Source organism: Luteipulveratus halotolerans (assembly GCF_001247745.1).
Lineage (GTDB): Bacteria > Actinomycetota > Actinomycetes > Actinomycetales > Dermatophilaceae > Luteipulveratus > Luteipulveratus halotolerans.
Window position 1 is genome coordinate 1404173 of sequence record NZ_LAIR01000002.1, and the last position, 24209, is coordinate 1428381.

Below are 24209 nucleotides of genomic sequence, written 5' to 3' on the forward strand. Positions count from 1 at the left end.
GGACAATGCCCCTCATGGTCTCTCGTACGCCTCAGGCAGCCGCGCTGCCGTCCTCACTGCACGACGACATCACCGCCGCGGGCTACTACCCGGCCCTGGTGGCCGACGTCGTCGCGGCCGCCGTCGCGGGTGAGGACGTCGTCGCTCACCTGGTGCACCAGGAGACCACGCTGGACCAGGAGTCCGTACGCCGGCACATCACCGTCCTCGCGCTCACGCCCGGCCGACTGGTCATCGCCCACGCCGACGACCACGCCCCGGACCCCACGTCGAGCATCCACGCGACGTCCGTCGCCACGGCCTCGACCGAGTGCGTCCCGCTCTCCGCCGTGCGCGGGGTCATGCTCACCCACGTCGTCGCCGAGCCCGACAGCTACCGTCCCGGCTCGCTGGGTCGCGAGCTGACGCTGACCCTGGGCTGGGGCACCGTCTCGCGCGTCGACCTGGTGCCGGCGACGTGCGGCGACCCGCAGTGCGAGGCCGACCACGGCTTCGAGGGCACGGTCACGGGCGACGACATCTCGCTGCGCGTCAGCGCCGACGCCGAGGGTGAGCACGTGCTCGCCCGTGCGCACGACTTCGCGGCGGCCCTGTCGGCCGCCATCGGCCGCCCCGGCCAGTGACGTCGCCGGAGCCGGTCCTCCCGGCGTACGACGACCGTGGCCTCGCCGGCGTGCTCCCTTCGGTCGCCGCATCACTCGGAGTCGGTTCCGGTCCGCTCGCGCTCGCCCCTGCGCGCCGAGCGGTCGTCGTGCTCGTCGACGGCCTCGGGATGGAGCTGCTGCGTCGGCGCAAGGGGCATGCGCCGTTCCTGCGCTCCCTGCTGGCCGACGGGCTCGACCTGCGCGCCGGCTTCCCGACGACGACCGCGACCAGCATGGGTTCGTTCGGGACAGGTCTGCCCCCGGGCGCGCACGGGCTGACCGGCTACCAGGTCGAGGTGCCCGGCGAGGGGCGGCTCTTCAACGAGCTCAGCTGGGAGGACGGGCCCGATCCGCTGATGTGGCAGCCCGAGCAGACCGTGCTCGAACGCACCGCCGCCGCAGGCGTGGCCACCACGATGGTCGCGCCGGCCTACTTCGACGGGTCGGGGCTGACGCGAGCAGCGTTGCGCGGAGCGGCTTTTCGCGGTGCAGACGCGCTCTCCGACCGCGTCGACGCGGCCCTGTCCGCGGTGCGAGCCGACCCGCGCGCGCTGGTCTACCTCTACTGGGGCGAGCTCGACCGCACCGGCCATGTGCACGGCTGCGACAGCTGGCAGTGGGGCGACGAGCTCGAGCACATCGACCGCGAGCTGCGCCGCCTCGCGGGCCGGCTCCCGGACGACTGCTCGCTCACCGTGGTCGCCGACCACGGCATGGTCGACATCCCGCTCGACGCACGCACCGACGTGGCGCACGACGCGCAGCTCGCGGCCGGTGTACGCCTCGTCGGCGGCGAGATGCGCGCCCTCCAGCTCTACTGCGAGCCGGGTGCCGCCGCCGACGTGCTGGCGACCTGGCAGGCGCGGTTCGGCGACGCGGGCTGGGTCCTGCATCGCGAGGACGCCCTGCAGCGAGGGTGGTTCGGTGCGGTGCACGAGCGCGTGCTGCCCCGCATCGGTGAGGTCGTCGTCGCTCTGCACGCGCCGGTCGGTGTGGTCGACAGCCGCGTGATGCGACCCGTCGTGCTCGGTCTGATCGGCCAGCACGGCTCGCTCACCGGTGACGAACAGCTCGTCCCGATGCTCCATGTGCCGGCGTCGGCGAGCGTCTGATGCGATGCACGCTCGACCTCCTAAGGTCGTCCCGTGGCTGAGCTGGTGTTCTTCTCCGGGACGATGGACTGCGGCAAGTCGACCCTTGCGCTGCAGATGGACCACAACCACCGCGCGCGCGGTCGGACAGGTCTGGTCCTCACCAAGCACGACCGTGCGGGCGAGTCAGTGCTCTCCTCGCGCCTCGGGCTCTCACGCGAGGCGTTAGAGGTCAGGGACGACCTCGACCTGTGGGACCTCGTCGTCGAGCAGGCCACCCACGGTCGTTCGGTGCAGTACCTCATCTGCGACGAGTCGCAGTTCTACACACCGCAGCAGGTCGAGCAGCTCGCACGCATCGTCGACGAGATGGACATCGACGTCTACGCGTTCGGCATCACGGCCGACTTCCGGACCGAGCTGTTCCCGGGCTCGCGGCGGCTGATCGAGCTGGCCGACCGGATCCAGGTGCCCCAGGTCGAGGCGCTGTGCTGGTGCGGCCGCCGGGCCACCCACAACGCGCGCGTCGTGGACGGCCACATGGTCGTCGAGGGCGAGCAGGTCGTCGTCGGTGACACCCACGACGCCCCCGCGGGTCAGGTCGAGTACGAGGTGCTGTGTCGTCGCCACTACATGCGCCGGATGACCTCGCACGCCGCGCGCGAGCAGGCCGGCTCGCCCGACGTCCTGCCGTTCGACCTCGGCCTGTGCCCGCTCCCGGGTGCCGGGACGCGAGGCTGAACGTGGGTGCTCCGCCGCCCGGGCGCGGGCAGAATAAACCCATGGACGACCGGGGCAGCGTCGAGGCGCACAACGCTGCGCCTCCGCCGCGTCGACCCCATCAGCCTCGCCGGCCAGGTCCCGGCCGACCGCGTGGGCCGGTTCCGCGCGACCCGACGCGGCCCATGGCCCCACGCGACCGCACCGGTCGCGTACCTCTGGGCGATACCGACCGTGACGACGACGGACCGACGGAGACCACGACCGGGTCCCGACGGCGTACGGCGGCAGCCGCAGGTCGGGGCGTGGCCCGTGGCAGCAAGGCGGTCGCTCGTGTCACCGCCCGGGCCGGACGGTCGACCCTACGCGTCGCGCGGCGAGCGAGCGAGGCACAGGGGGCGGGGGAGTCCGGCCTCGCACGGCTGATCCAGGTGCACGCGTTCAGCTCGGCCGGTGACACCGCTGTCACGGTCGGTCTGGCCGGCTCGATGTTCTTCTCGTTGGAGCCGGGGCAGGCCAAGACCCAGGTGCTGCTGTTCCTGCTGATCACCATGCTGCCGTTCGCGATCGTGGCACCGCTGATCGGGCCGCTCCTGGACCGCTTCCGGCACGGTCGTCGCTGGTCCATCGGCGCGACCCTCGCGCTGCGTGCCTTCTTGTGCTGGGTGCTGGCTCAGACGATCAGCGACGAGTCGACCTGGCAGTTCCCCGTCGCGCTCGGGGTGCTCGTCGCGTCCAAGGCCTACCTGGTCACGAGGTCGGCCGCGGCGCCGAGGCTGCTGCCGGACGGGCTCACCCTGGTCAAGGCCAACGGTCGGCTCTCGCTCGCCGGCACGGTGGGCGCCGGCGTCGGCGGCGGTCTGGCCGGTGCGGCTGCGACATTCGGGTCCGAGTGGGCACTGCGGGTCGCGTTCGTCGTGTTCGCCGCCGGCACAGTGCTCGCGATCATGCTGCCTGCTCGGGTCGACTCCTCGGTCGGTGAGGAGCAGGCCAGGATGAGCGACCTTGCCGCCAGCTCCACCGGCGGTGCCCGCCGCGGGATCTCCGGCGACGTCGTCACGGCTCTGCGGGCCAACGCGGGGCTGCGCTGGTTGTCCGGGTTCCTGACGCTGTTCCTGGCCTTCCTCGTGCGTGAGCACCCGTTGCCCGGCTGGGAGGACAAGGCCTCACTGCTGCTCGCCCTCGTCGTGGGTGCGGCGGGCCTCGGCAACGCGATCGGCACGATGGCCGGCGCGCTCGTCCGCGTCAGCTCGCCTCGCGTGATCGTGCTCGCGGTGCTGCTCGCCGATGCGGTGATGGTGGTCGTGGCCGCCATCATGTTCAACGTGGTCACTGCGGTGGCCGTCGGTCTGGTCGCGGGCATCGCACAGCAGATGGGCAAGCTGGCGCTGGACGCTCAGATCCAGGACACCGTGGCCGAGGACGTCCGCACCAGCGTGTTCGGCCGCTCGGAGACCGTCCTGCAGATGTCGTGGGTGCTCGGCGGAATCCTCGCGGTCATCGTGCCGGCCAACGCCAAGATCGGCATGATCGTGGCGGCCGCACTGCTCGTGCTCTGGACCGCAGCCGTCATCACCTGGCACACGGGCCGCAGTATCCCGGTGCCCGCCGCAGCCAGGCCGGCCGTGGGGCGCGTACGCCGCCGTGCCCCGGGCGCACAGCGGCCACAGGAGCACCGCCCGAGCGCGCCTACCACGGACGCGTACGACGAGGACGACGTCGAGCGCACGGTGCCGATCAACCGCTCCGATCCGCAGTGGCGTCCACCGCGTCGTCGGCCGCCGACGCCGGACGATGACGACCGGCGTGACCGCTGGAGCTCGCGCTTCCGCGACTGACGCCCCGCGGAGGCTGCCGGGTGAGGTCAGTGCTCGCTGCTGGGCCGCGTCCCGAACATGATGTCGTCCCAGCTCGGCACCGCAGGACGACCGCGGCGAGACCCGCTCTGCCGGGCCGGCACCGGGGGAGCGACATCGTCGTCGTCCGCGGAGTCATCGTCGTCGGGTGCCGAGTCGTCGTGCTCGTCGGCGGTCTCGGCGCTGGAGTCCTCGTCGATGTCGCCGAACAGGTCGGCGGCGGCGGTGTCCGCCTCCGACGCGTCGTCCTCGTCGTAGATCTCCTGCGAGGCGTGCTCGACCTCCTGCGGCGCCGGGTGTGACCCCATCGGCGGCGGAGTGTCGGCCAGGTGGAGGCGCTCGACCGGCCGCGCGTCCTCGGGCATGTCCTCGGACGTGTCGGTGGGCGCGGGCTCACGACGAGCCGGCTTCTTGCGTCGGGCGGCGGACCGCTCGCGCATCGCCGACATCAGGTCCAGCGGCTCGGCGTCGGTGTCAGCGGTCGCCTCGGGAGCGGGCGCGGGGACGTCGGTGGGCGCGGGGGTGGGTCGGGCGGCACGGGACTTGCCCGCCGGGTGCCGGTTCTTGGCCTGCAGGCCACCCTCGGCCTCGACGTCGTAGACACGGCGCGCGGGGCGGGCCGGCGTCGACGCCGGGATCGGGCCGGGTGCCTGGGCCTGCTCGTCCTCGCCGAGCCAGCGCGCCTCGTCGTCGGCCGGGGACAGCGTCCGGTCACGTGGCTCGAACCGCCACGTTGCCCGCCGCTCACGACCTCCGGCCGGGAAGATGCAGACGACGGTCCAGGCGCCGCTCTCGGTCTTCCAGGAGTCCCAGACGACCCGCTCGGCCTCGACCCCGCGCTCGTCGAGTCGCAGTGCTGCTCGCGCTCCGAGCGTCGGCAGCGATCCGTCATGGGTACGACCGCGCAGCTGTACGCCGCGGGCCAGGCCTGCGACGTACTCACGCTCAGCACGGATCGGCGGCTCGTACCGACGGACCTTGTCCTCGGTCCATCCCGAGCGCTCGGCGACCTCGACCACGGACACTCCGGCGCGGATCAGGGCCTGCACGTCACGCGGCCGCATGGGCTCGGCCGGCTCGCGCGCCTCGTCGCCGTGGTCGGTGGGCGTGCGGTCGCGGCGTGTGGCTGCTCTCAGGGCGTCGTCGACGGGTACCCGGTAGCGGGTTCCGTCGGCGCCGGCGAGCAGCACGTGCTCGCCGTCCTCGTGGATCCCCACCAGTCGCAGGTCCTGCATCAGTCTCGTCCCTTCCTGCGGTCGCGTGACCGCCCACCCGAGTGGCCGTGCCCCCATCATCATGGGCTGCGACCGCGGCGTACGCACGTGCCAGCGGGTGCTGGCCGATGCGCGCGCTGACAACTGTGCCACCCCGCGCCGTCGGCGAGTCGCAGGCCACGCCGCGCCGGTAGCCTTTGGCACCGAGATGCTCACCGCCAACTCCGACCTCCAGCTCGGCCTCGACCTCGTCGGGGTCTTCGTGTTCGCGTTGTCCGGCGGCCTCGTCGCGGTCCGCGCACGTCTCGACCTGGTCGGCGTCGTGGTGCTCGCCTGGGTCGCCGGCCTCGGCGGCGGGATGATCCGCGACGTGCTCATCGGCGACACCCCGCCGGTGGGCGTCAGCGACTGGCGACTGATGCTCGCAGCCTGTGTCGCAGGCCTGATCACGTTCGCCCTGCACCCGCGCGTGGAGCGCATCGCCCGTCTGGTCCGGGTCCTCGACGCGGCCGGCCTCGCCGTGTTCGCCGTGTCCGGTGCGATGAAGGCGGTGCTGTTCTCGGTCGCTCCGGTGACCGCCGCCGTCGTAGGCGTCATCACCGCTGTCGGGGGCGGGCTGCTGCGCGACGTGATCGTCGGGCAGGTGCCTGCCGTGCTGCGCAACGAGCTGTACGCCGTCCCGGCCCTGCTGGGCTCGGTCGTCATCGTGGTCGCCGCCCGGCTCGAGCACCTCACGAGCCTCGTAGTCTGGGCGGCGGTGGTGCTGGTCTTCGCGGTCCGCATGGCGGCCGTCGTCCTCGACCTCAATGCCCCTCAGCCTCTGCGAACAGGAGACCCGTCGTGACCTCGCCCATGGCCGAACCGTCCGAACCACAAGGCCAGGCACCGCACGAGGCATCCGAGCCGGTGCCCGAGCCTGCGCCCGACGACCTCGAGGAGCTGCGCCCGTACGACGCCGTGGTGCTGCTCTCCTTCGGTGGCCCGGAGTCGCGCGAGGAGGTCATGCCGTTCCTGCGCCGTGTCACGGCCGGTCGCGGCATCCCGGACGAGCGCCTCGAGAGCGTGGCCGAGCACTACTACCTGATGGGCGGTCGCAGCCCGATCAACGACCAGAACCGGGCGCTGCTGAAGGCCCTGCACGCCGAGCTGCGCAGGCGGGGGAGTGCGCTGCCGGTGCTGTGGGGCAACCGCAACTCCGAGCCCTTCCTGACCGACGTGCTGCGCGACGCGTACGACCGCGGCGCCCGTCGTGTCCTTGCGATCACCACCAGCGCGTACTCGTCGTACAGCTCCTGCCGTCAGTACCGCGAGGACATCGCCGAGGCCGTCTCGACGCTCGCGGGCGAGGGGCGGACGATCGTCGTCGACAAGATCCGTCAGTACGCCACGCACCCGGGCTTCGCGCGCGCCAACACCCGGTTGGCCACCGAGGCGATCCGCCAGATCGGCCAGCCCGACGACGCGCGGCTGCGGGTGGCGTTCGTGACGCACTCGATCCCGGTCGGCATGGACGACACGTCGGGACCGGGCGACGGTGAGGGCAACCTCTACTGGCACCAGCACGACGAGCTCGGGCACGTCATCCTCGACGAGGCGGGCATCACCCTGGACCGCAACCTGTCCGGGGCGCTGGTCTTCTGCTCCAGGTCCGGGCCTCCCAGCCAGCCCTGGCTGGAGCCGGACGTCAACGACTACCTGAGGCAGGTCGCGTCCGAGGGCGTGACCGACGTGGTGATCGCACCGATCGGATTCGTCTCCGACCACATGGAGGTGCGTTACGACCTCGACGTCGAGGCCGCCGAGACTGCGGCCGAGCTCGGCCTGCGTGTCGTACGCGTCCCGACCGTCGGTGTCGACGGCGAGTTCGTGAGCGGGCTGGTCGACCTGACCGAGGAGCGTGCTGCCGAGGCCCGCGACGAGACGGTGTCCCATCCCGCGTGGCCGGGCGAGGCGATGCCCTCGATCTGCCGTCCCGGGTGCTGTCCCAACCTGCGAGTGGCCAAGGCCGCCGCGTGCGGGTCCGACTGATGGCCGCCCCCGAGCCCACGCTCAGCGCAGCGGGCCTCGCGACCCTGGAGACGATGGCAGCCGACCTGGCCCGTGAGGCGGGGCGGCTGATCGTCGACGAACGTCCCGACGGACTCGGTGTCGCCGCCACCAAGTCCAGCAGCACCGACGTCGTGACGGTCATGGACACCCGCAGCGAAGAGCTGCTGCGTGCCCGCATCCTGGCCCGCCGTCCTGAGGACGGCATCCTCGGCGAGGAGGGCGACAGCGTCGAGGGCACCTCGGGCATCACCTGGGTCGTCGATCCCATCGACGGCACCGTCAACTACCTGTACGACATCCCGCAGTACGCCGTGTCGGTCGCCGCCTGCGTGGGTGACACCAGGACCGACGGCGCCTGGCACGCAGTCGCCGGCGCCGTTTACCACCCTGTGCTCGGCGAGATGTTCCACGCCCGCCGCGGGTCCGGCGCCTTCCTGCGCGCGCCGAGCGGCGTCCATGCGCTCTCGGTGAGCGCCGAGCACGACCTCGGGTCCGCGCTGCTCGGTACCGGCTTCGGCTACGACGCCGCCAAGCGGGCCCGTCAGGGCGAGGTGGTCGCACGCGTGCTGCCGCAGGTGCGCGACATCCGTCGCGCCGGGAGCGCGGCGCTCGACCTGTGCGCGGTCGCGGCGGGCCGGCTGGACGTCTACTACGAGTCGGGGCTCAACCCCTGGGACCTCGCCGCCGGCCACCTCATCGTGGAGGAGGCCGGCGGGAAGGTCGTCGGCCCGGGCGGGGCGGCGGCGTCCAGCGAGCTGGTGGTCGCTGGACCGTCGGCGCTCGTCGACCGGGTCAGGTCGCTGATCGAGTGAGCAGCGGCCTCAAGCAGTGCACGCGCGAAGGCGATCGGCCTCCGGAAGGTGCAGGCCGTGGTCGTCTGCGATCCGCAGGAGCGACTCGACCTCACCGGTGGCCAGCATGCTGTCGTACTCGTCGCGACGTCCCCGAGCATCCTCGAGGCGGGCCGTCACGTCCTGCAGGCGGACGATGAGCTGTTCGCGCAGGGAGATCACTCGGCACCTCCTGGGGTGGAACATGGCTCCGTCACCCGACGGTCGCCGGGCGTCGATGACCCTACGTGCTCCGGGCGTCCTACGCCGCACGAGACGGTCAAGGAACAGCAAAAGATCACCCGGGCCGTGGTCTGCGACACGCCGGGTAGGGCGCGGGAATGCCCCGGGCTTCCATCACGTTCGGCGATAGGGCACAATCCCCGCCGAACCGGGCACAAAACCGAACTTCCCGACGTTGACGCGCGGGACCGGCCAGTGCGGCGGTCGGTTTGGGTACGACGACGTGAGGAGTGGATCAATGGCGACCGACTACGACGCCCCGCGCAAGACAGACGACGATCTCAACGAGGACTCCATCGAGGAGCTGAAGTCGCGTCGTGTCGACAAGAGCGCGAGCAGCGTCGACGTCGACGAGACGGAGCAGGCCGAAGGCTTCGAGCTGCCAGGCGCTGACCTGTCCGGCGAGGAGCTGTCGGTGCGGGTGCTCCCGCGTCAGGCGGACGAGTTCACCTGCTCGAAGTGCTTCCTGGTGCACCACCGCAGCCAGCTGGCCAAGGAGGTCGGCGGACTGCCGGTCTGCACCGAGTGCGCTGCATGACCGTGCGCGGGCTCCGATGACACAGCACGTACGGGTCCAGGTGCGACGGCTCGACCCCGAGCTGCCGCTCCCCGCGTACGCCCGCCCGGGCGACGCGGGCCTGGACCTGTTCGCGCGTGAGGGGGCGGTGCTCGCGCCCGGCGAGCGCGCGCTGCTGCCGACGGGCATCGCGATCGCGCTCCCGGACGGTCACGCGGCGTTCGTGCATCCGAGGTCGGGCCTGGCCACGCGGCACGGTGTGACGACCGTCAACGGTCCGGGCACGGTCGACGCCGGCTACCGCGGCGAGATCAAGGTCAACCTGATCAACACCGATCCGACCGAGACCTTCACGGTCTCGCGGGGTGACCGCATCGCCCAGCTGGTGGTGCAGCAGGTCGCCCTCGCCCAGCTGGACGAGGTCGACTCGCTTCCCGACAGTGTGAGGGGAGACACTGGTCATGGAGCCAGCGGTGGCTTCGGTGGCGTCGGAGCCACGCCGTAGGACGATCGGTCGTCCTCCGACGCCGATCGCACACCCAGCAATGCAGAGGGACTGACACCACGTGGGCATCTTCAGCCGCAAGAACTCCTCCGGCCCTGACGAGGAGAGCGTCGACCAGGTCGACACCGTCGACGTCGACGAGACCGACCTCGACGACTCGGTCATCGACGAGACCGAGGCTGTGAGCGCTCCCGTCGCCCGCACCGCCAAGGCGCCGGTCGACCGCACCTACGGCCCGTTCGACCGCTCGGAGGTCGAGGAGGTCGAGGAGCACCTCGACCTCGGCGCGCTCGCGCTGCGTCCGACTCCCGGCACCGAGCTGCGCCTCGACGTCGACGAGCAGGGGCAGCAGATCACCGGCCTCACCGCTGTCCAGGACGACTCCGCGGTCCAGCTGCAGGTCTTCGCCGCACCGAAGTCCTCGGGCGTCTGGGACGACATCCGCGGCGAGATCGCCGACAACCTGATCGGTGCCGGCGGCACGGCCGAGGAGCACGACGGCGAGCTCGGCACCGAGCTGCACGCCCGCATGCCTTCCCGCGGCAACGACGGCCGCACGACGTACTCCCCGGTCCGCTTCGTCGGGGTCGACGGGCCTCGCTGGTTCCTGCGGGCCGTGCTGTCCGGTCGGGCCGCCGTCGAGGACGACGCCGCCGCTGAGATGGTGCAGATCGTGCGCAACGTGATCGTCACGCGGGGCACCGAGGCACGGGCGCCACGTGAGCTGCTCGAGCTGACCATCCCGCAGGAGCTGCTCGCTCAGCAGGAGCAGCAGCCCGGTGAGGAGCCCGTCAACGCCGATGACCTCAAGCCGTTCGAGCGCGGCCCCGAGATCACCGAGGTCCGCTGAGCGGGAGGACGTAGTCGTGAGCACCTCTGGTACGACATCTGGCGCGCCGCTGCGGCGTGAGCGGCTCCTCGGCCGGTTCACCCACCGGCTGACTCGTTCGCAGAACCAGCTCGAGGCAGAAGAGCTGCGGGAGACCACCACAGCCATGGGCGGTACGCCGATCTGCGACGTCACCGACCGTGAGCTCGCCCAGGTCTGCGGCACGGTGCGCAGCGTGAGCCTGCGGCCGCGGGCCGACCACGTGCCTGCGCTCGTGGTCGACCTCGACGACGGCAGCCGGAGCATGCAGCTGGTGTGGCTCGGGCGACGGCGGATCGCCGGTATCGCGCCCGGCTCCTACCTCAAGGCCAACGGCCGGGTGTGCATGCGCGGGGGAGTCCCGACGATGTTCAACCCGGCGTACGAGCTCAAGGCTCGCTGAGGCGTTTTGTCGCGCGCGCCTCAGCGCACGACGCCGGACGCGCGAATGCGCTACTCCTCGCGGCGGATTCGGATGTCCTGCGGGTCGCGACCGGTCAATGTCGAGGCGAGCTCGAGCTCGGCGGCCGGCGTCGCCAGGAACAGCAGCTCGTCGAGCGCCTCGATGGCGTCGTCGTCCGTCGGCGCGATGGGCTTCTCCTCACGGATGATGCCGACCAGCACGCACTCCGGAGGCAGGTTGAGGTCGGCGACGCGCCGTCCGACGTAGGGGCTCGTCGACGGCAGCGTGACCTCGACCATCGTCGCCTTGCCCTGCTGGAACTCGAACAGCCGCACCAGGTCACCGACGCTCACGGCCTCCTCGACCAGCGCGGTCATCAGACGCGGGGTCGAGACGGCGACATCGACGCCCCACGCCTCGTCGAACATCCACTCGTTCTTGGGGTTGCTGACGCGCGCGACCGTGCGGGCGACGCCGAACTCGGTCTTGGCGAGCAGTGACACCACGAGGTTGACCTTGTCGTCGCCGGTGGCGCACACGACGACGTCCGCCTCGGACAGGCCTGCCTCCTGCAACGTGGTGATCTCGCAGGCGTCGGCGAGCAGCCAGGACGCCTCGGGCACCGACAGCGTCTTGCTCTCCTCGGCGTACTTGTCGATGAGCAGCACCTGGTGCTCGTTGTAGATCAGTTCTCGGGCGATGGACCGGCCCACACTGCCGGCTCCGACGACGACGACGCGCATTCTGGTGACTCCTCGCTCACAGATCCGCAGGAGGCTGCGCGGACAGCGTCGACTCGACCTGCTCGAGGCGGTCGGTCGTGGTCAGGACGTGCACCAGGTCGCCCTCCTGGTACGCCGTGTCGGCGTCCGGCAGGAAGCTCTCGCCCAGTCGCGTGACGTACGCGACGCTGACGCCCGCCTCGGCCGCGACGCGGGACAGGCGGTGGCCCGCCCAGCCGATGTTGACGGGGACCTCGGCGACCACGACCCGACCGCTGGGGTCGGTGTGCACCGGCACCGCGCCCTGGGGGAGCAGCCGACGCAGGACCTGGTCGGAGGTCCAGCGCACCGTCGCGACCGTGGGGATCCCGAGCCGTTGGTAGATCTCCGCACGGCCCGGGTCGTAGATGCGGGCCACGACGTGCTCGACGTCGAAGGTCTCGCGAGCGACACGCGCCGCGAGGATGTTGGAGTTGTCGCCGCTGCTGACGGCGGCGAACGCGTAAGCCTCGTCGATGCCGGCCTGCGCCAGGGTCTGCCGGTCGAAGCCGATGCCGAGCACGCGGCGTCCCTCGAAGGACCCTCCGAGGCGACGGAAGGCGCTCTCGTCGCGGTCGATCACCGCGACCGAGTGGCCCTGCTGCTCAAGGCTGAGCGCCAGGGTCGAACCCACGCGGCCACAACCCATGATCACGAAGTGCACGCCCGCGACCGTACCCCAACTCGGGGGTTACCCAGGCCGACCCCGCGCGACCTACACTCTCGACTCGTGCCCATGACCGGTCGGATCATCAAGCGACTCCTCGTCGGCCGCGCCATGCGCAGCGACAACCTCGGTGAGACGCTGCTGCCCAAGCGGATCGCCCTCCCGGTCTTCGCCAGTGACGCGTTGTCGTCGATGGCCTACGCCCCTGACGAGATCTTCCTCACGCTGTCGGTCGCCGGTGGCGCGTTCGCCGCGACGCACTCCTGGCAGATCGGACTGGTCGTCGTGTGCGTCATGGCGATCGTCATCGCGTCCTACCGCCAGAACGTTCATGCCTATCCCTCCGGGGGTGGCGACTACGAGGTCGCGACGGTCAACCTCGGACCCAAGGCGGGCCTGGGCGTCGCGAGCGCGCTGCTGGTCGACTACGTCCTCACCGTCGCGGTGTCGATCTCGTCGGGTGCCCAGTACGCCGCGACGGCACTTCCCTCGCTCAGGGGTCATGAGGCCCTGGTCGCTGTCCTTGCCGTAGCACTGCTCGCAGCCGTCAACCTGCGCGGCGTGCGTGAGTCGGGTACGGCCTTCGCGATCCCGACCTACCTCTTCCTCGCTGTCACGATCGGCATGGCCGCCTTCGGCCTGCTGAAGCTGCTCACCGGCAACCTGGCACAGGCCGAGAGCTCCCAGTACGACCTGCACGCCGAGTCCGACTACCAGGGCCTCGCCGGGCTGGCGATGTTCTTCCTCCTGCTGCGGGCCTTCAGCTCAGGATGTGCGGCGCTCACCGGAGTGGAGGCGATCAGCAACGGGGTCCCCGCATTCCGCAAGCCCAAGAGCCGTAACGCTGCGACCACGCTGCTGCTGATGGGGGTCATCTCGACGACGCTGCTCATGGCGATCATCGTCCTGGTCATCAAGTCGGGCATCCGTTTCGCCGAGGACCCCGCGACGCAGCTCACCCAGAACGGCGTACCGGTGGGTGAGTCCTACGTCCAGGACCCCGTCCTGGGCCAGCTCGCCCAGGTCGTGTTCGACGGGTTCACCCCGGGCATCGCGCTCGTCGCGGTCGTGACCGGCGTGATCCTCGTGCTGGCCGCCAACACCGCCTTCAACGGGTTCCCGGTGCTGGCGTCGATCCTGGCCAAGGACAGCTGGCTGCCGCGCCAGCTGCACACCCGCGGCGACCGACTCGCGTTCTCCAACGGGATCCTGTTCCTCGCGGTCGCGGCGATCGTGCTGATCGTGATCTACGACGCCGAGGTGACCAAGCTGATCCAGCTGTACATCGTGGGCGTCTTCGTGTCGTTCACGCTGAGCCAGATCGGGATGATCCGACACTGGAACCGCCACCTGCGCGCCGAGGAGGACCCGTCCCAGCGGGCCCGGATGAAGCGGTCGCGGGTCATCAACGCCGTGGGTGCCGCCATGTCCGGCACCGTTCTGGTCGTCGTCCTCCTGACCAAGTTCGTCCACGGCGCGGGCTACGCCGTCGCCGCGATGGCGGTTCTCTACGTCCTGATGCTCGCGATCCGCAAGCACTACGTCCGGGTGAAGGCCGAGCTCGCTCTCGACGACGACGTCGACGAGAGCATCCTGCCCTCGCGGGTCCACGCCATCGTCCTGGTGTCCAAGATCCACAAGCCCACCCTGCGCGCCCTGGCCTATGCGCGCGCCACCCGTCCCTCGACGCTGGAGGCCGTCACGGTCGACGTCGACGGCGATGAGACCCGGGCTCTGGAGCGGGAGTGGGAGCGGCGCGAGATCCCGGTGACCCTGAAGACGCTGGCAAGCCCGTACCGCGAGATCACCCGCCCGGTCGTCAGCTACGTCAAGTCGGTCCGCCGTGACAGCCCGCGCGACGTGGTCATGGTCTACATCCCCGAGTACGTCCTCGGGCGTTGGTACGAGCAGCTCCTGCACAACCAGTCCGCGCTGCGCCTGAAGGGCCGCCTGCTGTTCACGCCCGGCGTGATGGTCGCGAGCGTGCCGTGGCAGCTGCACTCCTCCGAGGGCGCTGAGACCAAGTACGACGGACCCGCCGTGGGATCAGTCCGTCGCGGTGGCGGATGACGCCGCGACAGCGCGGTCGAGGAGGGCGGCGCCCGCGCCAGGGCACGCCCCGGGGACGTACGCCGCAGGGCGAGCCGCGTGAGGGCGAACGCCTCACCCTCGACGTCGGCGACGTGGCGCACGGGGGCCACTGCGTCGCGCGCCACGACGGTCAGGTGGTCTTCGTCCGGCACGCGTTGCCGGGGGAGCAGGTCGTCGCCGTGGTCACCTCGGGCACGACACGCTCGAAGTTCCTGCGCGCCGATGCCGTCGAGATCCTGTCGCCGGCGCCGGAGCGGCGTACCTCGCCGTGCCCCTACTCCGGGCCTGGGGCCTGCGGCGGCTGCGACTGGCAGCACACCTCACCCGAGTTCGGGCGCGAGCTGAAGGCGCGTGTCGTGCGTGAGCAGCTGCGGCGCCTCGCCGGGCTCGACCTGCCCGTGGTCGTCGAGCCGGTGCCGGGTGATCGCGAGGGGCAGCGGTGGCGTACCCGCGTCGAGCTCGCAGTCGGCGCAGGTCAGCGCGCCGGTATGCGGCCGCACCGCTCGCACGACGTGATCCCGGTCGAGGACTGCCTGATCGCGGACGAGCAGATCGCGAGCTCCGGTGTGCTGCAACGTATCTGGGAGCCGGGCGTGCACGGCGTCGACATGGTGCACAGCTCCACGGATGAGCTGGTTGCCGTGCCGCTGCCCGTGAGCGGTGCGGCGCCGACCGTCACCGAGCAGGTCGACCTCGACCACGGGCCTGTGCGCCTGCAGGTCAGTGCCCGGGGGTTCTGGCAGGTGCACCCGGGAGCGGCCCGCACGTTCGTGCAGCACGTCCTCGACGAGCTCGACGTGCAGCCGGGGGAGCAGGCTCTCGACCTGTACGCCGGAGTCGGTCTGTTCACCGTCGCGCTCGCGGCGCGGACGGGCGACGGCGGCCGTGTGATCGGCGTCGAGGGTGACCGCCAGGCGGTTGTCGACGGGCAGTACAACGTGCAGTCCCTTCCGCAGGCGGTGCTGGAGCGTGGTGACGTCGAGCGGTGGCTCGGCCAGGAGGCAGCCCCGCAGACCGCTGACGTCATCGTGCTCGACCCGCCTCGCGCCGGCGCGGGCCGCGAGGTGATGGCTGCGGTGACGGCGCGCCGGCCGCGGGCGGTGGCGTACGTCGCCTGCGATCCGGCTGCGCTCGCACGCGACCTGGCGTACGCCGCCGAGCACGGCTACGCCGTCCGGAGCATTCGGGCCTTTGACGCCTTCCCGATGACGCACCATGTTGAGTGTGTGGCCGTGCTCGAACCTGCCCCGCGCTCCACGGCCGAGAGTTAGGCAGACCTGCGCTGAGCGGTCGCGCTGCGATGTGATTTGATTATCTTGACGTCAAGATAAATGACACGGTTCAGGACCAGACTGAAGGAGTCGCCGTGAGTTCCAGCACCAACAGCTTCGGTGCACAGGGCACCCTCTCCGTGGGTGACCAGTCGTACGAGATCTACCGACTCAACACGGTCGAGGGGAGCGAGACCCTCCCGTACAGCCTGAAGGTGCTGCTGGAGAACCTGCTGCGCACCGAGGACGGCGCCAACATCACCGCCGACCAGATCCGCGCCCTCGGCGGGTGGGACGAGAACGCCGAGCCCGATACCGAGATCCAGTTCACGCCCGCGCGTGTGATCATGCAGGACTTCACCGGTGTGCCGTGCGTCGTCGACCTCGCCACGATGCGCGAGGCCGTCGCCGAGCTCGGTGGCGACGCCAAGAAGATCAACCCGCTCGCTCCGGCCGAGATGGTCATCGACCACTCGGTCATCATCGACGTGTTCGGCCGTCCCGACGCGTTCGAGAAGAACGTCGAGATCGAGTACGGCCGCAACAAGGAGCGCTACCAGTTCCTGCGCTGGGGCCAGACGGCATTCGACGACTTCAAGGTCGTCCCCCCGGGCACCGGCATCGTTCACCAGGTCAACATCGAGCACCTGGCTCGCACGGTCATGGTCCGCGACGGCAAGGCCTACCCCGACTCCTGCGTCGGCACCGACTCCCACACCACGATGGTCAACGGCCTCGGCGTGCTCGGCTGGGGCGTCGGCGGCATCGAGGCCGAGGCAGCCATGCTCGGCCAGCCCGTCTCGATGCTCATCCCGCGCGTCGTCGGTTTCAAGCTGACCGGTGAGATCCCCTCGGGCGCCACCGCGACCGACGTCGTCCTCACGATCACGCAGATGCTGCGTGAGCACGGTGTGGTCGGCAAGTTCGTCGAGTTCTACGGCGACGGCGTCACCTCGGTGCCGCTGGCCAACCGCGCGACGATCGGCAACATGAGCCCGGAGTTCGGCTCGACCTGCGCGATCTTCCCGATCGACGACGTCACCCTCGACTACCTGCGCCTCACCGGCCGGCCCGACGACCAGGTTGCCCTGGTCGAGGCCTACGCCAAGGAGCAGGGCCTGTGGCACGACCCGTCGGTCGAGCCCCGCTTCAGCGAGAAGCTCGAGCTCGACCTCAGCACGGTCGTGCCCTCGATCGCCGGCCCGAAGCGTCCGCAGGACCGCATCGAGCTGTCCGCGGCCAAGGAGTCCTTCCGCAAGGTGCTGCCGACGTACGTCGCGCACGAGGAGGGCGACGCCGGTGCGGCGTCCAGCTTCCCGGCCAGCGACCCGACGCCCGAGGGCAGCCCCGACGGCCAGAACGGCGGCGACAAGCCGGCCGAGGTCGACTCGCCCGAGCGCGCCACCAAGAAGGTCCCGGTCACGCTCGCCGACGGCCGGTCGTTCGAGATCGATCACGGCATCGTCGCGATCAGCTCGATCACCAGCTGCACCAACACCTCCAACCCGTCCGTGATGCTCGCGGCCGCCCTGCTCGCCAAGAACGCGGTCGAGAAGGGCCTGGAGTCCAAGCCCTGGGTCAAGACCTCGATGGCCCCTGGCTCGAAGGTCGTCACCGACTACTACGAGAAGGCGGGCCTGTGGCCCTACCTCGAGAAGCTCGGCTTCCACCTCGTGGGCTACGGCTGCACCACCTGCATCGGCAACTCGGGTCCGCTGCTCGACGAGATCTCCAAGGCCATCCAGGACAACGACCTGGCCGTGACCTCGGTGCTCTCCGGCAACCGCAACTTCGAGGGTCGCATCAACCCCGACGTCAAGATGAACTACCTCGCCTCGCCGCCGCTGGTCATCGCCTACGCCCTCGCCGGCACGATGGACTTCGACTTCGAGTCCGACGCGCTGGGCCAGGACAAGGACGGCAATGACGTCTTCCTGAAGGACATCTGGCCGGCTCCGGCCGACGTCGAGGCCACCATCGCCTCCTCGATCAACCAGGAGATGTTCGCCAAGGACTACGCCGACGTGTTCGCGGGTGACGAGCGCTGGCAGTCGCTGCCGACGCCCGAGGGCGACACCTTCGACTGGGACGGCGAGTCGACCTACGTCCGCAAGCCCCCGTACTTCGAGGGCATGCAGGAGCAGCCGGCGCCGGTCGAGGACATCTCGGGTGCGCGCGTGCTGGCCAAGCTCGGCGACTCGGTCACGACCGACCACATCAGCCCGGCCGGTGCGATCAAGGCCGACAGCCCCGCGGGCAAGTACCTCGCCGAGCACGGCGTCGAGCGCAAGGACTTCAACTCCTACGGCTCGCGTCGCGGCAACCACGAGATCATGGTGCGCGGCACGTTCGCCAACATCCGGCTGCGCAACCAGCTCCTGGACGACGTCGAGGGTGGCTTCACCCGCGACTTCACCCAGGAGGGTGCGCCGCAGGCCGCGATCTACGACGCGTCGGCCAACTACCAGGCCGCCGGCACCCCGCTGGTCGTCCTCGGCGGCAAGGAGTACGGCTCGGGCTCGTCCCGTGACTGGGCCGCCAAGGGCACGCGTCTGCTCGGCGTCAAGGCTGTGATCACCGAGTCGTTCGAGCGCATCCACCGCTCCAACCTGATCGGCATGGGCGTGCTCCCGCTGCAGTTCCCGCAGGGGCAGAACGCCGAGTCGCTGGGTCTGGACGGCACCGAGACGTTCGACATCTCGGGCATCACGGCGCTCAACGAGGGCACGACGCCCAAGACGGTGCACGTCACCGCCACCAAGGACGGCGGCGAGAAGGTCGAGTTCGACGCGGTCGTGCGCATCGACACCCCCGGTGAGGCCGACTACTTCCGCAACGACGGCATCCTGCAGTACGTCCTGCGTTCGCTGGTCAGCAAGAAGTAAGCACCTCTCCTGCAGCGCCCGGTCACCCCATGGGTGGCCGGGCGCTGCTGCATGTCCCGGCAGCACTGCATGCATCACGATTTTCCTGATGGCCGATTCATGGAAAAAGATCACCCGCGGCTTGCCCGCCGGGCCAGGGCACGGTGCTACGTTCGGCGCGTGGTTCTGGGGAGATCCACGGCAGGAGCCAGGGCGCGTGCGCCAGATCGAGACGAGGGGTTCGGATGAGTGATCGCGGTCAGATCGTGCGGCGGCTGAGGCAGGCAGGTGTGAGCAGGCGGGCACTGCTCGGAGGGAGCATGGCATTCGGCGGTGCCCTGTTCGCCGGAGTGCGGCAGTCGGCCACCGCGAGCGGTGCGACCGCGGCCGACCGGCAGATCACCCTCGTCCGGTTCACCGGTCCTGCGGGCTTCGCCCGCGGCCTCGGCGCAGGAGTCCGACCCGGGCCGGATGGCCTCGTCCTGCACAAGCCGACGTCGACCCGTGCGTACGCCGACCCTGCCGCCGGCGGTGCCAGCGCCGTCTACGAGATGGGCAGCTGGACCTCGGGCGTGATCACCAACCGCTTCCGTCTGACCGAGCTGATCGCGTCGTGGAACGTCGACACCCCCGGCAAGTCCTGGGTCGAGGTCGAGGTGCGAGGTGTCGACGAGACCGGCCTGCGTACGGGCTGGTTCGTGCTCGGACGGTGGTGCCGCAACGACCCCGACCAGGGTGGCGCGATCTACCGTACGAGCCTGGACGACCAGGGCACCGACATCGCCACGGTCTGGACCGATACCCTCGCCACCCGTGGCACGCACACCCTCAACGACCTCGAGCTGCGCATCAACCTGATGCGTCCGCAGGGCAGCTCCGACAGCCCGGTCGTCCACCAGCTGACGGCCCTGTGCTCTGCGCTGCCGGGCGATGAGACCGTGCCGGTGAGCACGCCCGGACCGGGCGTCGGTCGTGCGCTGGCCGTGCCGGCGTACTCCCAGGAGCTGCACGTCGGTCAGTACCCGCAGTGGGACAACGGCGGCGAGGCGTGGTGCTCCCCGACCTCGACGGCCATGGTGCTGGACTACTGGAAGCGGGGGCCGTCCGCGGCCGAGCTGGCCTGGGTCGAGCCGATGCAGGACCCGCAGGTCGCCTACGCCGCCCGCAACACCTTCGACTACACCTACGACGGCTGCGGCAACTGGCCGTTCAACACCGCCTACGCCGGCCGCAACGGGCTGCGGGGCTTCGTCACCCGCCTGCGCAGCCTGCGTGAGGCGGAGGTGCTCATCGCGGCGGGCATCCCGCTGATCACCTCGGTGTCGTTCCAGGCCGACGAGCTCGACGGCGCGGGGTACTCCACCAATGGGCACCTGATGGTGCTGCGAGGCTTCGACGCTCAGGGCAACCCGATGATGAACGACCCGGCCAGCCACCTGATCGCCGACAACGCGCAGGTGCCCGTCACCTACGACCGCCAGCAGTTCGAGAACGCCTGGGTGCCTCACTCGGGTGGGACGGTCTACGTCATCCACCCCGAGGGCATGGCGTTGCCGTCGGCGCCCGACGGCAACTGGTGACGTCAGACCTCGCCCAGCCGGTCGTGCAGCTGGGTGAGGGTGAAGGCCCAGCCCTGCTCGTACGCTCGCATCCCGTCGAGGTCGGCGATCCCGCTGTGTCGCACGCGCAGGTGGGTGCCGTCGCCGTGTGCTGCGAAGGTCACCTCGACGTGCTCGACCGGTCCGTCGATGCCGTCCTCGGACCAGATCCAGGTGAAGCCCAGGTCGGTGGGCTCGTCGATGCGCGTGTAGGTGCCGTGCACCGCGATCTTCTGCCCGGGTGCTTCGATGCGCCAGTGCCCGCCGACGCGTAGGTCGACGTCACACGTCACGCCCGGCCAGTGCCGCCACCACCAGCGGACCAGGCCGTCGCGGGTGGTCCATGCCGTCCAGAGCCGGTGGGGTGCGGCGGCGTACTCGCGGGTGAGGTCCACGCTCTCGGTCATGACGTCTCCAGGTCGTCGGTGAGGTGGTCGAGCTGCTGCGCCCAGAACGTCTGACGGCGTAGGAGCCACTCGGACAGCGGCTGCAGGACCGACGGGTCGAGCCGGTGGGTCACGACGCGCCCGCTCTTGCTCGAGTGCACGACACCGGCACTGCGCAGCGCGTTCGTCGAACACATGTTCTACTCTGGCTGGGACGACGACGCCGCGAGCAGGAGCACGACCATGCCCGGACCCCGAGCCCAGCAGCCCGCAGGTGCACCGCCTGGCTGGCCGCCCGGCGTACCTCCGCCGCGATCACCCGGGTGGGAGCGCTCGGCCACGTCATGGCTGCTCGACCACTGTCCGGCTGACTTCAGGGCGTACGACGCGTGGCAGCGGCACCCGGTCGCGCTGGCCTGGGTGGCGGTGCACCACATCGACGCCCAGCTGCGCGCGATGCGCGAGTGCTACCGGCGGGCGCGGGTCGAGCTGGGGGAGCAGCTGCCCGAGGGAGCGATGCCGCAGGTCATGGAGCACCTGGCCGCGGAGGGGCAGCGGCTGCGGGCCGCCGACCGCAGTGCGCGGTTGCTCCAGTCGGCCATCCAGGGCGTGCCCTACATCCCCCGTCTGTGAGCGGTGACTGCGACCTGCGAGGGATGCGGTCGCCGGCGGTGCGGTGCGAACCTGACGAGGTCGGTCGGCGTCCTTCTGCGTAGACTCGACCGACCAGGACGGAAGGAAGACCGCGACTGTGGGACTGCTCAAGGACATCTCGAGCCCGGCCGATGTGAAGGCGCTGCCTGCCGAGCAGCTCGACGACCTCTCGCAGGAGATACGCGACTTCCTGGTCGACTCGGTGTCACGCACCGGCGGCCACCTCGGCCCCAACCTCGGCGTGGTCGAGCTGACCGTCGCGATGCACCGGGTGTTCGACTCTCCCCGCGACACGATGGTGTTCGACACCGGGCACCAGTCCTACGTCCACAAGCTGCTCACCGGCCGCCACGACTTCAGCAAGCTCAAGAAGCAGGGCGGTCTGTCGGGCTACCCCAGCCGCGCCGAGTCCGAGCACGACGTGGTCGAGAACTCGCACGCGTCGACGTCGTTGTCCTGGGCCGAGGGCATCGCCAAGGCCCGCCGGCTCTCCGGTGAGTCCGACCGCCACACCGTGGCCGTCATCGGCGACGGTGCGCTCACCGGCGGCATGGCCTGGGAAGCGCTCAACAACATCGCTGTCGACAAGGACCTGCCCCTGGTCATCGTCGTCAACGACAACGAGCGGTCCTACGCCCCGACCATCGGTGGCCTGGCCGACCACCTCGCGGCGATGCGCGCGACGCGCACCTACGAGCGGATGCTCGACTGGGGCAAGTCGACACTGCACCGTACGCCCGTGGTCGGCAACGCGATGTACGAGACGCTGCACGGCGTCAAGAAGGGCGTCAAGGACATCCTGGCTCCGCAGGGCATGTTCGAAGACCTCGGTCTGAAGTACCTCGGCCCGGTCGACGGCCACGACATCGAGGCGCTCGAGGCGGCGTTGCGTCGGGCGCGCGACTTCGGCGGCCCGGTGATCGTGCACGTCCTCACCCAGAAGGGCCGCGGCTACGAGCCGGCCGCCTCGGACATCGCCGACCAGTGGCACGGCATCGGCAAGTTCAACCCCGAGACGGGTCTGCCGTTCGAGGTGTCGGGCCGTATCTGGACCGATGAGTTCAACGACGAGATGGTGCGCCTCGGCGCCGAGCGCGACGACATCGTGGCCATCACGGCTGCCATGCTCATCCCGGTCGGTCTCGACGGCTTCGCCAAGGCCTATCCTGACCGCGTCTTCGACGTCGGCATCGCCGAGCAGCACGCCGTCACGATGGCCTCCGGGCTGGCGTACGGCGGGATGCACCCGGTCGTCGCGGTCTACGCGACCTTCCTCAACCGCGCGTTCGACCAGCTGCTGATGGACTGCGCGCTGCACCGCCAGGGCGTGACGTTCGTGCTCGACCGCGCGGGTGTGACCGGCAGTGACGGTCCGTCGCACAACGGCATGTGGGACATGACCATCTGCTCGATCGTCCCCGGGCTGCACCTCGCGGCACCCCGTGACGGTGAGCAGGTCAAGCAGCAGCTGCGTGAGGCCGTCGACGTCGACGACGCTCCCACGGTCATCCGGTTCCCCAAGGGCGACGTCGCTGCGCCCCTCGAGGCCGTACGCCGACAGGGCTCGGTCGACGTCCTGCGCGAGGGCGACGGAGACCCCGAGGTGCTCGTGATCGGTGTCGGCGCGATGTGTCCGACGTCGCTCGCGGTCGCCGAAAAGCTTGAGGCACAAGGCCATTCGGTCACCGTCATCGATCCGCGGTGGGTGCTGCCCGTCAGTGACGACGTCCTGACGCTCGCGCGCGGTGCCGCACACGTCGTCGTGGTCGAGGACAACCTGGTGAGCGGCGGAGTGGGCGCCTCGGTCACGGCGGCGCTGCGTGCCGACGGGCAGCAGCAGCCGGTCCACTGCTTCGGCATCCCGAAGGAGTTCCTCGACCACGCCTCGCGTGGGCAGGTGCTCGACCAGATCGGCCTGACCCCTGACACGGTGGCGTCGACCCTCATCGACCGGCTGCGGCCGCACGCCTGAGCCCGGAGGCTCATGACGCACCGCACTCTGCTGTCCCTGGCTGACCCGAGCGCTCGTTCCACGCAGCTGTGGAGCAGCGACGCGTGGCGGTGGGAGGTCACGCGATGGATCGACGAGGTGCTCGCCCGGCGTGGCATCACCCGCGTCCCGACGTCACCGCGCCAGCCTCGCCTGCGCCCGTGGTCGACGCAGCTGGTCGTCGAGACCGACCACGGGCGCGCATGGTTCAAGGCGTCTGTCCCCGAGTCGGCGCCGGAGCCCGCGGTTCATCGGCTGCTCGGTGAGGTCGCGCCGGACCTGCTGCCGACCTTGTGGGCATCCGATGACGAGCAGCGCTGGACGATCGGCCCCGACCAGGGTCAGCTCCTGCGAGGCGTGGCACGGCCCGACACGATCGTCAGCCTGTGGTCGGGCGTCCTGCGCCGCTACGCCCGGCTGCAGCGAGCGTCCGCGACGGTCGCCGACCGACTGGTGGCGGCCGGCGTACCCCGTCGGACGCCCCACGACCTGGTCGACGCATGGCAGGAGCGCGCCGGCGTCGATGCGGTGTCCGTGCCGATGCTGCGGGCGGCCGCTGACCGGCTCACAGAAGTCGATCTGCCGATCACCGTCGAGCACGGTGACCTGCACGCGGGCAACGTGTTCTGTGCCCACGGCTCGGCCGCTGCGGTGCACGATGCGCGTTTCTTCGACTGGGGAGACGCCTACCTGGGCAACCCGTTGGGATCGTTGCTGATCGCGCTGCGCGGTCCGTCGTATCACTTCGGGCTCCCTGAGGACCCCGAGCGCGACGCGCGGCTGATGCGCGCCTACCTCACCGGGTGGAGCGACCTGGTGCCCACGCAGACCCTCGAGCCCCTGGTGCCGGACGCGCTGCTGCTGGCCAGGGTGGCGCGCCTGCTGAGCTGGGACGACGCTCTCGCCCGCGCGACCGACAACGAGCGCGCCGAGTGGCAGCACCAGATCGACCAGTGGGTCGACGAGATCGGTGCGCTCGCCGGCTGA

Annotated in this window: 24 protein-coding genes; 18 read left to right on the plus strand and 6 right to left on the minus strand. The window is 70.6% G+C overall.

The window, feature by feature from the left end:
- Positions 1 to 5 precede the first annotated feature (5 nt).
- From VV01_RS07255 to VV01_RS07270, 4 genes are all read left to right on the plus strand, one after another.
- Entirely contained in the window at positions 6 to 623 is a 618-nt protein-coding gene (locus tag VV01_RS07255) for a DUF5998 family protein (RefSeq protein WP_407942902.1), read from the plus strand.
- Positions 620 to 1756 carry an alkaline phosphatase family protein gene (locus tag VV01_RS07260; protein WP_050669309.1) on the plus strand — a complete coding sequence of 379 codons (1137 nt, stop codon included), beginning with the start codon at positions 620 to 622 and terminating at the stop codon, positions 1754 to 1756. The genes VV01_RS07255 and VV01_RS07260 overlap by 4 nt, the downstream gene beginning before the upstream one ends.
- Before the next feature lie 33 nt (positions 1757 to 1789).
- Entirely contained in the window at positions 1790 to 2476 is a 687-nt protein-coding gene (locus tag VV01_RS07265; protein WP_050669310.1) for a thymidine kinase, read from the plus strand.
- Positions 2477 to 2760: 284 nt separating this feature from the next.
- Complete coding sequence (locus VV01_RS07270; RefSeq protein WP_231635178.1) at positions 2761 to 4293, plus strand: MFS transporter; 1533 nt, start codon at positions 2761 to 2763, stop codon at positions 4291 to 4293.
- Positions 4294 to 4319: 26 nt separating this feature from the next.
- Here VV01_RS07270 and sepH read toward each other — a convergent pair whose 3' ends face one another.
- Complete coding sequence (gene sepH / locus VV01_RS07275; protein ID WP_050669311.1) at positions 4320 to 5546, minus strand: septation protein SepH; 1227 nt, start codon at positions 5544 to 5546, stop codon at positions 4320 to 4322.
- 25 nt (positions 5547 to 5571) lie between these two features.
- Between sepH and VV01_RS07280 the strand changes: the two genes are divergently transcribed.
- The 3 genes from VV01_RS07280 to VV01_RS07290 are packed head-to-tail and all read left to right on the plus strand — an operon-like array spanning position 5572 to position 8386.
- Positions 5572 to 6369: a trimeric intracellular cation channel family protein gene (locus VV01_RS07280; RefSeq protein ID WP_331456421.1), complete on the plus strand. Its 798-nt coding sequence runs from the start codon at positions 5572 to 5574 to the stop codon at positions 6367 to 6369.
- An 8-nt stretch (positions 6370 to 6377) separates the two neighbouring features.
- The gene (locus tag VV01_RS07285) at positions 6378 to 7553 is read left to right on the plus strand and encodes a ferrochelatase (protein ID WP_082221194.1); all 1176 of its coding nucleotides are present in this window, start codon (positions 6378 to 6380) and stop codon (positions 7551 to 7553) included.
- Positions 7553 to 8386, plus strand: a complete 834-nt coding sequence (locus tag VV01_RS07290; RefSeq protein ID WP_050669312.1) for an inositol monophosphatase family protein — start codon at positions 7553 to 7555, stop codon at positions 8384 to 8386. The genes VV01_RS07285 and VV01_RS07290 overlap by 1 nt, the downstream gene beginning before the upstream one ends.
- A gap of 9 nt (positions 8387 to 8395) precedes the next feature.
- On the opposite strand, the gene VV01_RS07295 is transcribed toward VV01_RS07290, so the two are convergent.
- Positions 8396 to 8587 carry a hypothetical protein gene (locus tag VV01_RS07295; protein WP_050669313.1) on the minus strand — a complete coding sequence of 64 codons (192 nt, stop codon included), beginning with the start codon at positions 8585 to 8587 and terminating at the stop codon, positions 8396 to 8398.
- Between the two features lie 298 nt (positions 8588 to 8885).
- Here VV01_RS07295 and VV01_RS07300 point away from each other — a divergent pair, with 298 nt between their 5' ends.
- The 4 genes from VV01_RS07300 to VV01_RS07315 all read left to right on the plus strand — a co-directional run bounded on the left by VV01_RS07300 (position 8886) and on the right by VV01_RS07315 (position 10940).
- Positions 8886 to 9185 (plus strand): DUF4193 domain-containing protein, encoded by a 300-nt coding sequence (locus tag VV01_RS07300; RefSeq protein WP_050669314.1) that lies wholly within the window; start codon positions 8886 to 8888, stop codon positions 9183 to 9185.
- Positions 9186 to 9201: 16 nt separating this feature from the next.
- Positions 9202 to 9669, plus strand: coding sequence for a dUTP diphosphatase (gene dut, locus VV01_RS07305; protein WP_050669315.1), 468 nt, complete (start codon positions 9202 to 9204; stop codon positions 9667 to 9669).
- A gap of 61 nt (positions 9670 to 9730) precedes the next feature.
- A complete protein-coding gene (locus tag VV01_RS07310) occupies positions 9731 to 10519 on the plus strand; it encodes a DUF3710 domain-containing protein (protein WP_050669316.1) in 789 nt (262 codons plus the stop codon).
- 16 nt (positions 10520 to 10535) lie between these two features.
- The gene (locus VV01_RS07315; RefSeq protein WP_082220869.1) at positions 10536 to 10940 is read left to right on the plus strand and encodes an OB-fold nucleic acid binding domain-containing protein; all 405 of its coding nucleotides are present in this window, start codon (positions 10536 to 10538) and stop codon (positions 10938 to 10940) included.
- 50 nt (positions 10941 to 10990) lie between these two features.
- On the opposite strand, the gene VV01_RS07320 is transcribed toward VV01_RS07315, so the two are convergent.
- The gene (locus tag VV01_RS07320) at positions 10991 to 11683 is read right to left on the minus strand and encodes a potassium channel family protein (protein WP_050669317.1); all 693 of its coding nucleotides are present in this window, start codon (positions 11681 to 11683) and stop codon (positions 10991 to 10993) included.
- Between the two features lie 16 nt (positions 11684 to 11699).
- Complete coding sequence (locus tag VV01_RS07325) at positions 11700 to 12365, minus strand: potassium channel family protein (protein WP_050669318.1); 666 nt, start codon at positions 12363 to 12365, stop codon at positions 11700 to 11702.
- Positions 12366 to 12437: 72 nt separating this feature from the next.
- On the opposite strand from VV01_RS07325, the gene VV01_RS07330 reads away from it, so the two are divergent.
- The 4 genes from VV01_RS07330 (at position 12438) to VV01_RS07345 (ending at position 20174) form a co-directional block, all read left to right on the plus strand.
- Positions 12438 to 14438: an APC family permease gene (locus VV01_RS07330; RefSeq protein ID WP_050669319.1), complete on the plus strand. Its 2001-nt coding sequence runs from the start codon at positions 12438 to 12440 to the stop codon at positions 14436 to 14438.
- The gene (locus VV01_RS07335; protein ID WP_071606318.1) at positions 14435 to 15730 is read left to right on the plus strand and encodes a class I SAM-dependent RNA methyltransferase; all 1296 of its coding nucleotides are present in this window, start codon (positions 14435 to 14437) and stop codon (positions 15728 to 15730) included. The genes VV01_RS07330 and VV01_RS07335 overlap by 4 nt, the downstream gene beginning before the upstream one ends.
- A 95-nt stretch (positions 15731 to 15825) precedes the next feature.
- Positions 15826 to 18615 (plus strand): aconitate hydratase AcnA, encoded by a 2790-nt coding sequence (gene acnA / locus VV01_RS07340; protein WP_050669320.1) that lies wholly within the window; start codon positions 15826 to 15828, stop codon positions 18613 to 18615.
- A gap of 299 nt (positions 18616 to 18914) precedes the next feature.
- Entirely contained in the window at positions 18915 to 20174 is a 1260-nt protein-coding gene (locus VV01_RS07345; RefSeq protein WP_082221195.1) for a C39 family peptidase, read from the plus strand.
- Between the two features lie 2 nt (positions 20175 to 20176).
- Here the strand turns inward: VV01_RS07345 and VV01_RS07350 are convergent, their stop codons facing one another.
- The gene (locus VV01_RS07350; protein WP_050669322.1) at positions 20177 to 20599 is read right to left on the minus strand and encodes an SRPBCC family protein; all 423 of its coding nucleotides are present in this window, start codon (positions 20597 to 20599) and stop codon (positions 20177 to 20179) included.
- Positions 20596 to 20775 carry a hypothetical protein gene (locus tag VV01_RS07355; RefSeq protein WP_050669323.1) on the minus strand — a complete coding sequence of 60 codons (180 nt, stop codon included), beginning with the start codon at positions 20773 to 20775 and terminating at the stop codon, positions 20596 to 20598. The genes VV01_RS07350 and VV01_RS07355 overlap by 4 nt, the downstream gene beginning before the upstream one ends.
- A 46-nt stretch (positions 20776 to 20821) precedes the next feature.
- On the opposite strand from VV01_RS07355, the gene VV01_RS07360 reads away from it, so the two are divergent.
- The 3 genes from VV01_RS07360 to VV01_RS07370 all read left to right on the plus strand — a co-directional run bounded on the left by VV01_RS07360 (position 20822) and on the right by VV01_RS07370 (position 24209).
- Positions 20822 to 21211 carry a hypothetical protein gene (locus VV01_RS07360; RefSeq protein ID WP_050671788.1) on the plus strand — a complete coding sequence of 130 codons (390 nt, stop codon included), beginning with the start codon at positions 20822 to 20824 and terminating at the stop codon, positions 21209 to 21211.
- A 118-nt stretch (positions 21212 to 21329) separates the two neighbouring features.
- Positions 21330 to 23204, plus strand: a complete 1875-nt coding sequence (gene dxs / locus VV01_RS07365) for a 1-deoxy-D-xylulose-5-phosphate synthase (RefSeq protein WP_050669324.1) — start codon at positions 21330 to 21332, stop codon at positions 23202 to 23204.
- 12 nt (positions 23205 to 23216) lie between these two features.
- Positions 23217 to 24209, plus strand: a complete 993-nt coding sequence (locus VV01_RS07370; RefSeq protein WP_050669325.1) for a phosphotransferase — start codon at positions 23217 to 23219, stop codon at positions 24207 to 24209.

Coding starts and splice junctions, on each gene's coding strand:
- VV01_RS07360 (WP_050671788.1), top strand. CDS start 20,822: ATGCCCGGACCCCGAGCCCAGCAGCCCGCAGGTGCACCGCCTGGCTGG.
- VV01_RS07355 (WP_050669323.1), bottom strand. CDS start 20,775: ATGTGTTCGACGAACGCGCTGCGCAGTGCCGGTGTCGTGCACTCGAGC.
- VV01_RS07285 (WP_082221194.1), top strand. CDS start 6,378: ATGGCCGAACCGTCCGAACCACAAGGCCAGGCACCGCACGAGGCATCC.
- dut (WP_050669315.1), top strand. CDS start 9,202: ATGACACAGCACGTACGGGTCCAGGTGCGACGGCTCGACCCCGAGCTG.
- VV01_RS07370 (WP_050669325.1), top strand. CDS start 23,217: ATGACGCACCGCACTCTGCTGTCCCTGGCTGACCCGAGCGCTCGTTCC.
- VV01_RS07345 (WP_082221195.1), top strand. CDS start 18,915: ATGGCATTCGGCGGTGCCCTGTTCGCCGGAGTGCGGCAGTCGGCCACC.
- VV01_RS07255 (WP_407942902.1), top strand. CDS start 6: ATGCCCCTCATGGTCTCTCGTACGCCTCAGGCAGCCGCGCTGCCGTCC.
- VV01_RS07350 (WP_050669322.1), bottom strand. CDS start 20,599: ATGACCGAGAGCGTGGACCTCACCCGCGAGTACGCCGCCGCACCCCAC.
- VV01_RS07330 (WP_050669319.1), top strand. CDS start 12,438: ATGACCGGTCGGATCATCAAGCGACTCCTCGTCGGCCGCGCCATGCGC.
- VV01_RS07320 (WP_050669317.1), bottom strand. CDS start 11,683: ATGCGCGTCGTCGTCGTCGGAGCCGGCAGTGTGGGCCGGTCCATCGCC.
- VV01_RS07300 (WP_050669314.1), top strand. CDS start 8,886: ATGGCGACCGACTACGACGCCCCGCGCAAGACAGACGACGATCTCAAC.
- VV01_RS07290 (WP_050669312.1), top strand. CDS start 7,553: ATGGCCGCCCCCGAGCCCACGCTCAGCGCAGCGGGCCTCGCGACCCTG.
- sepH (WP_050669311.1), bottom strand. CDS start 5,546: ATGCAGGACCTGCGACTGGTGGGGATCCACGAGGACGGCGAGCACGTG.
- VV01_RS07335 (WP_071606318.1), top strand. CDS start 14,435: ATGACGCCGCGACAGCGCGGTCGAGGAGGGCGGCGCCCGCGCCAGGGC.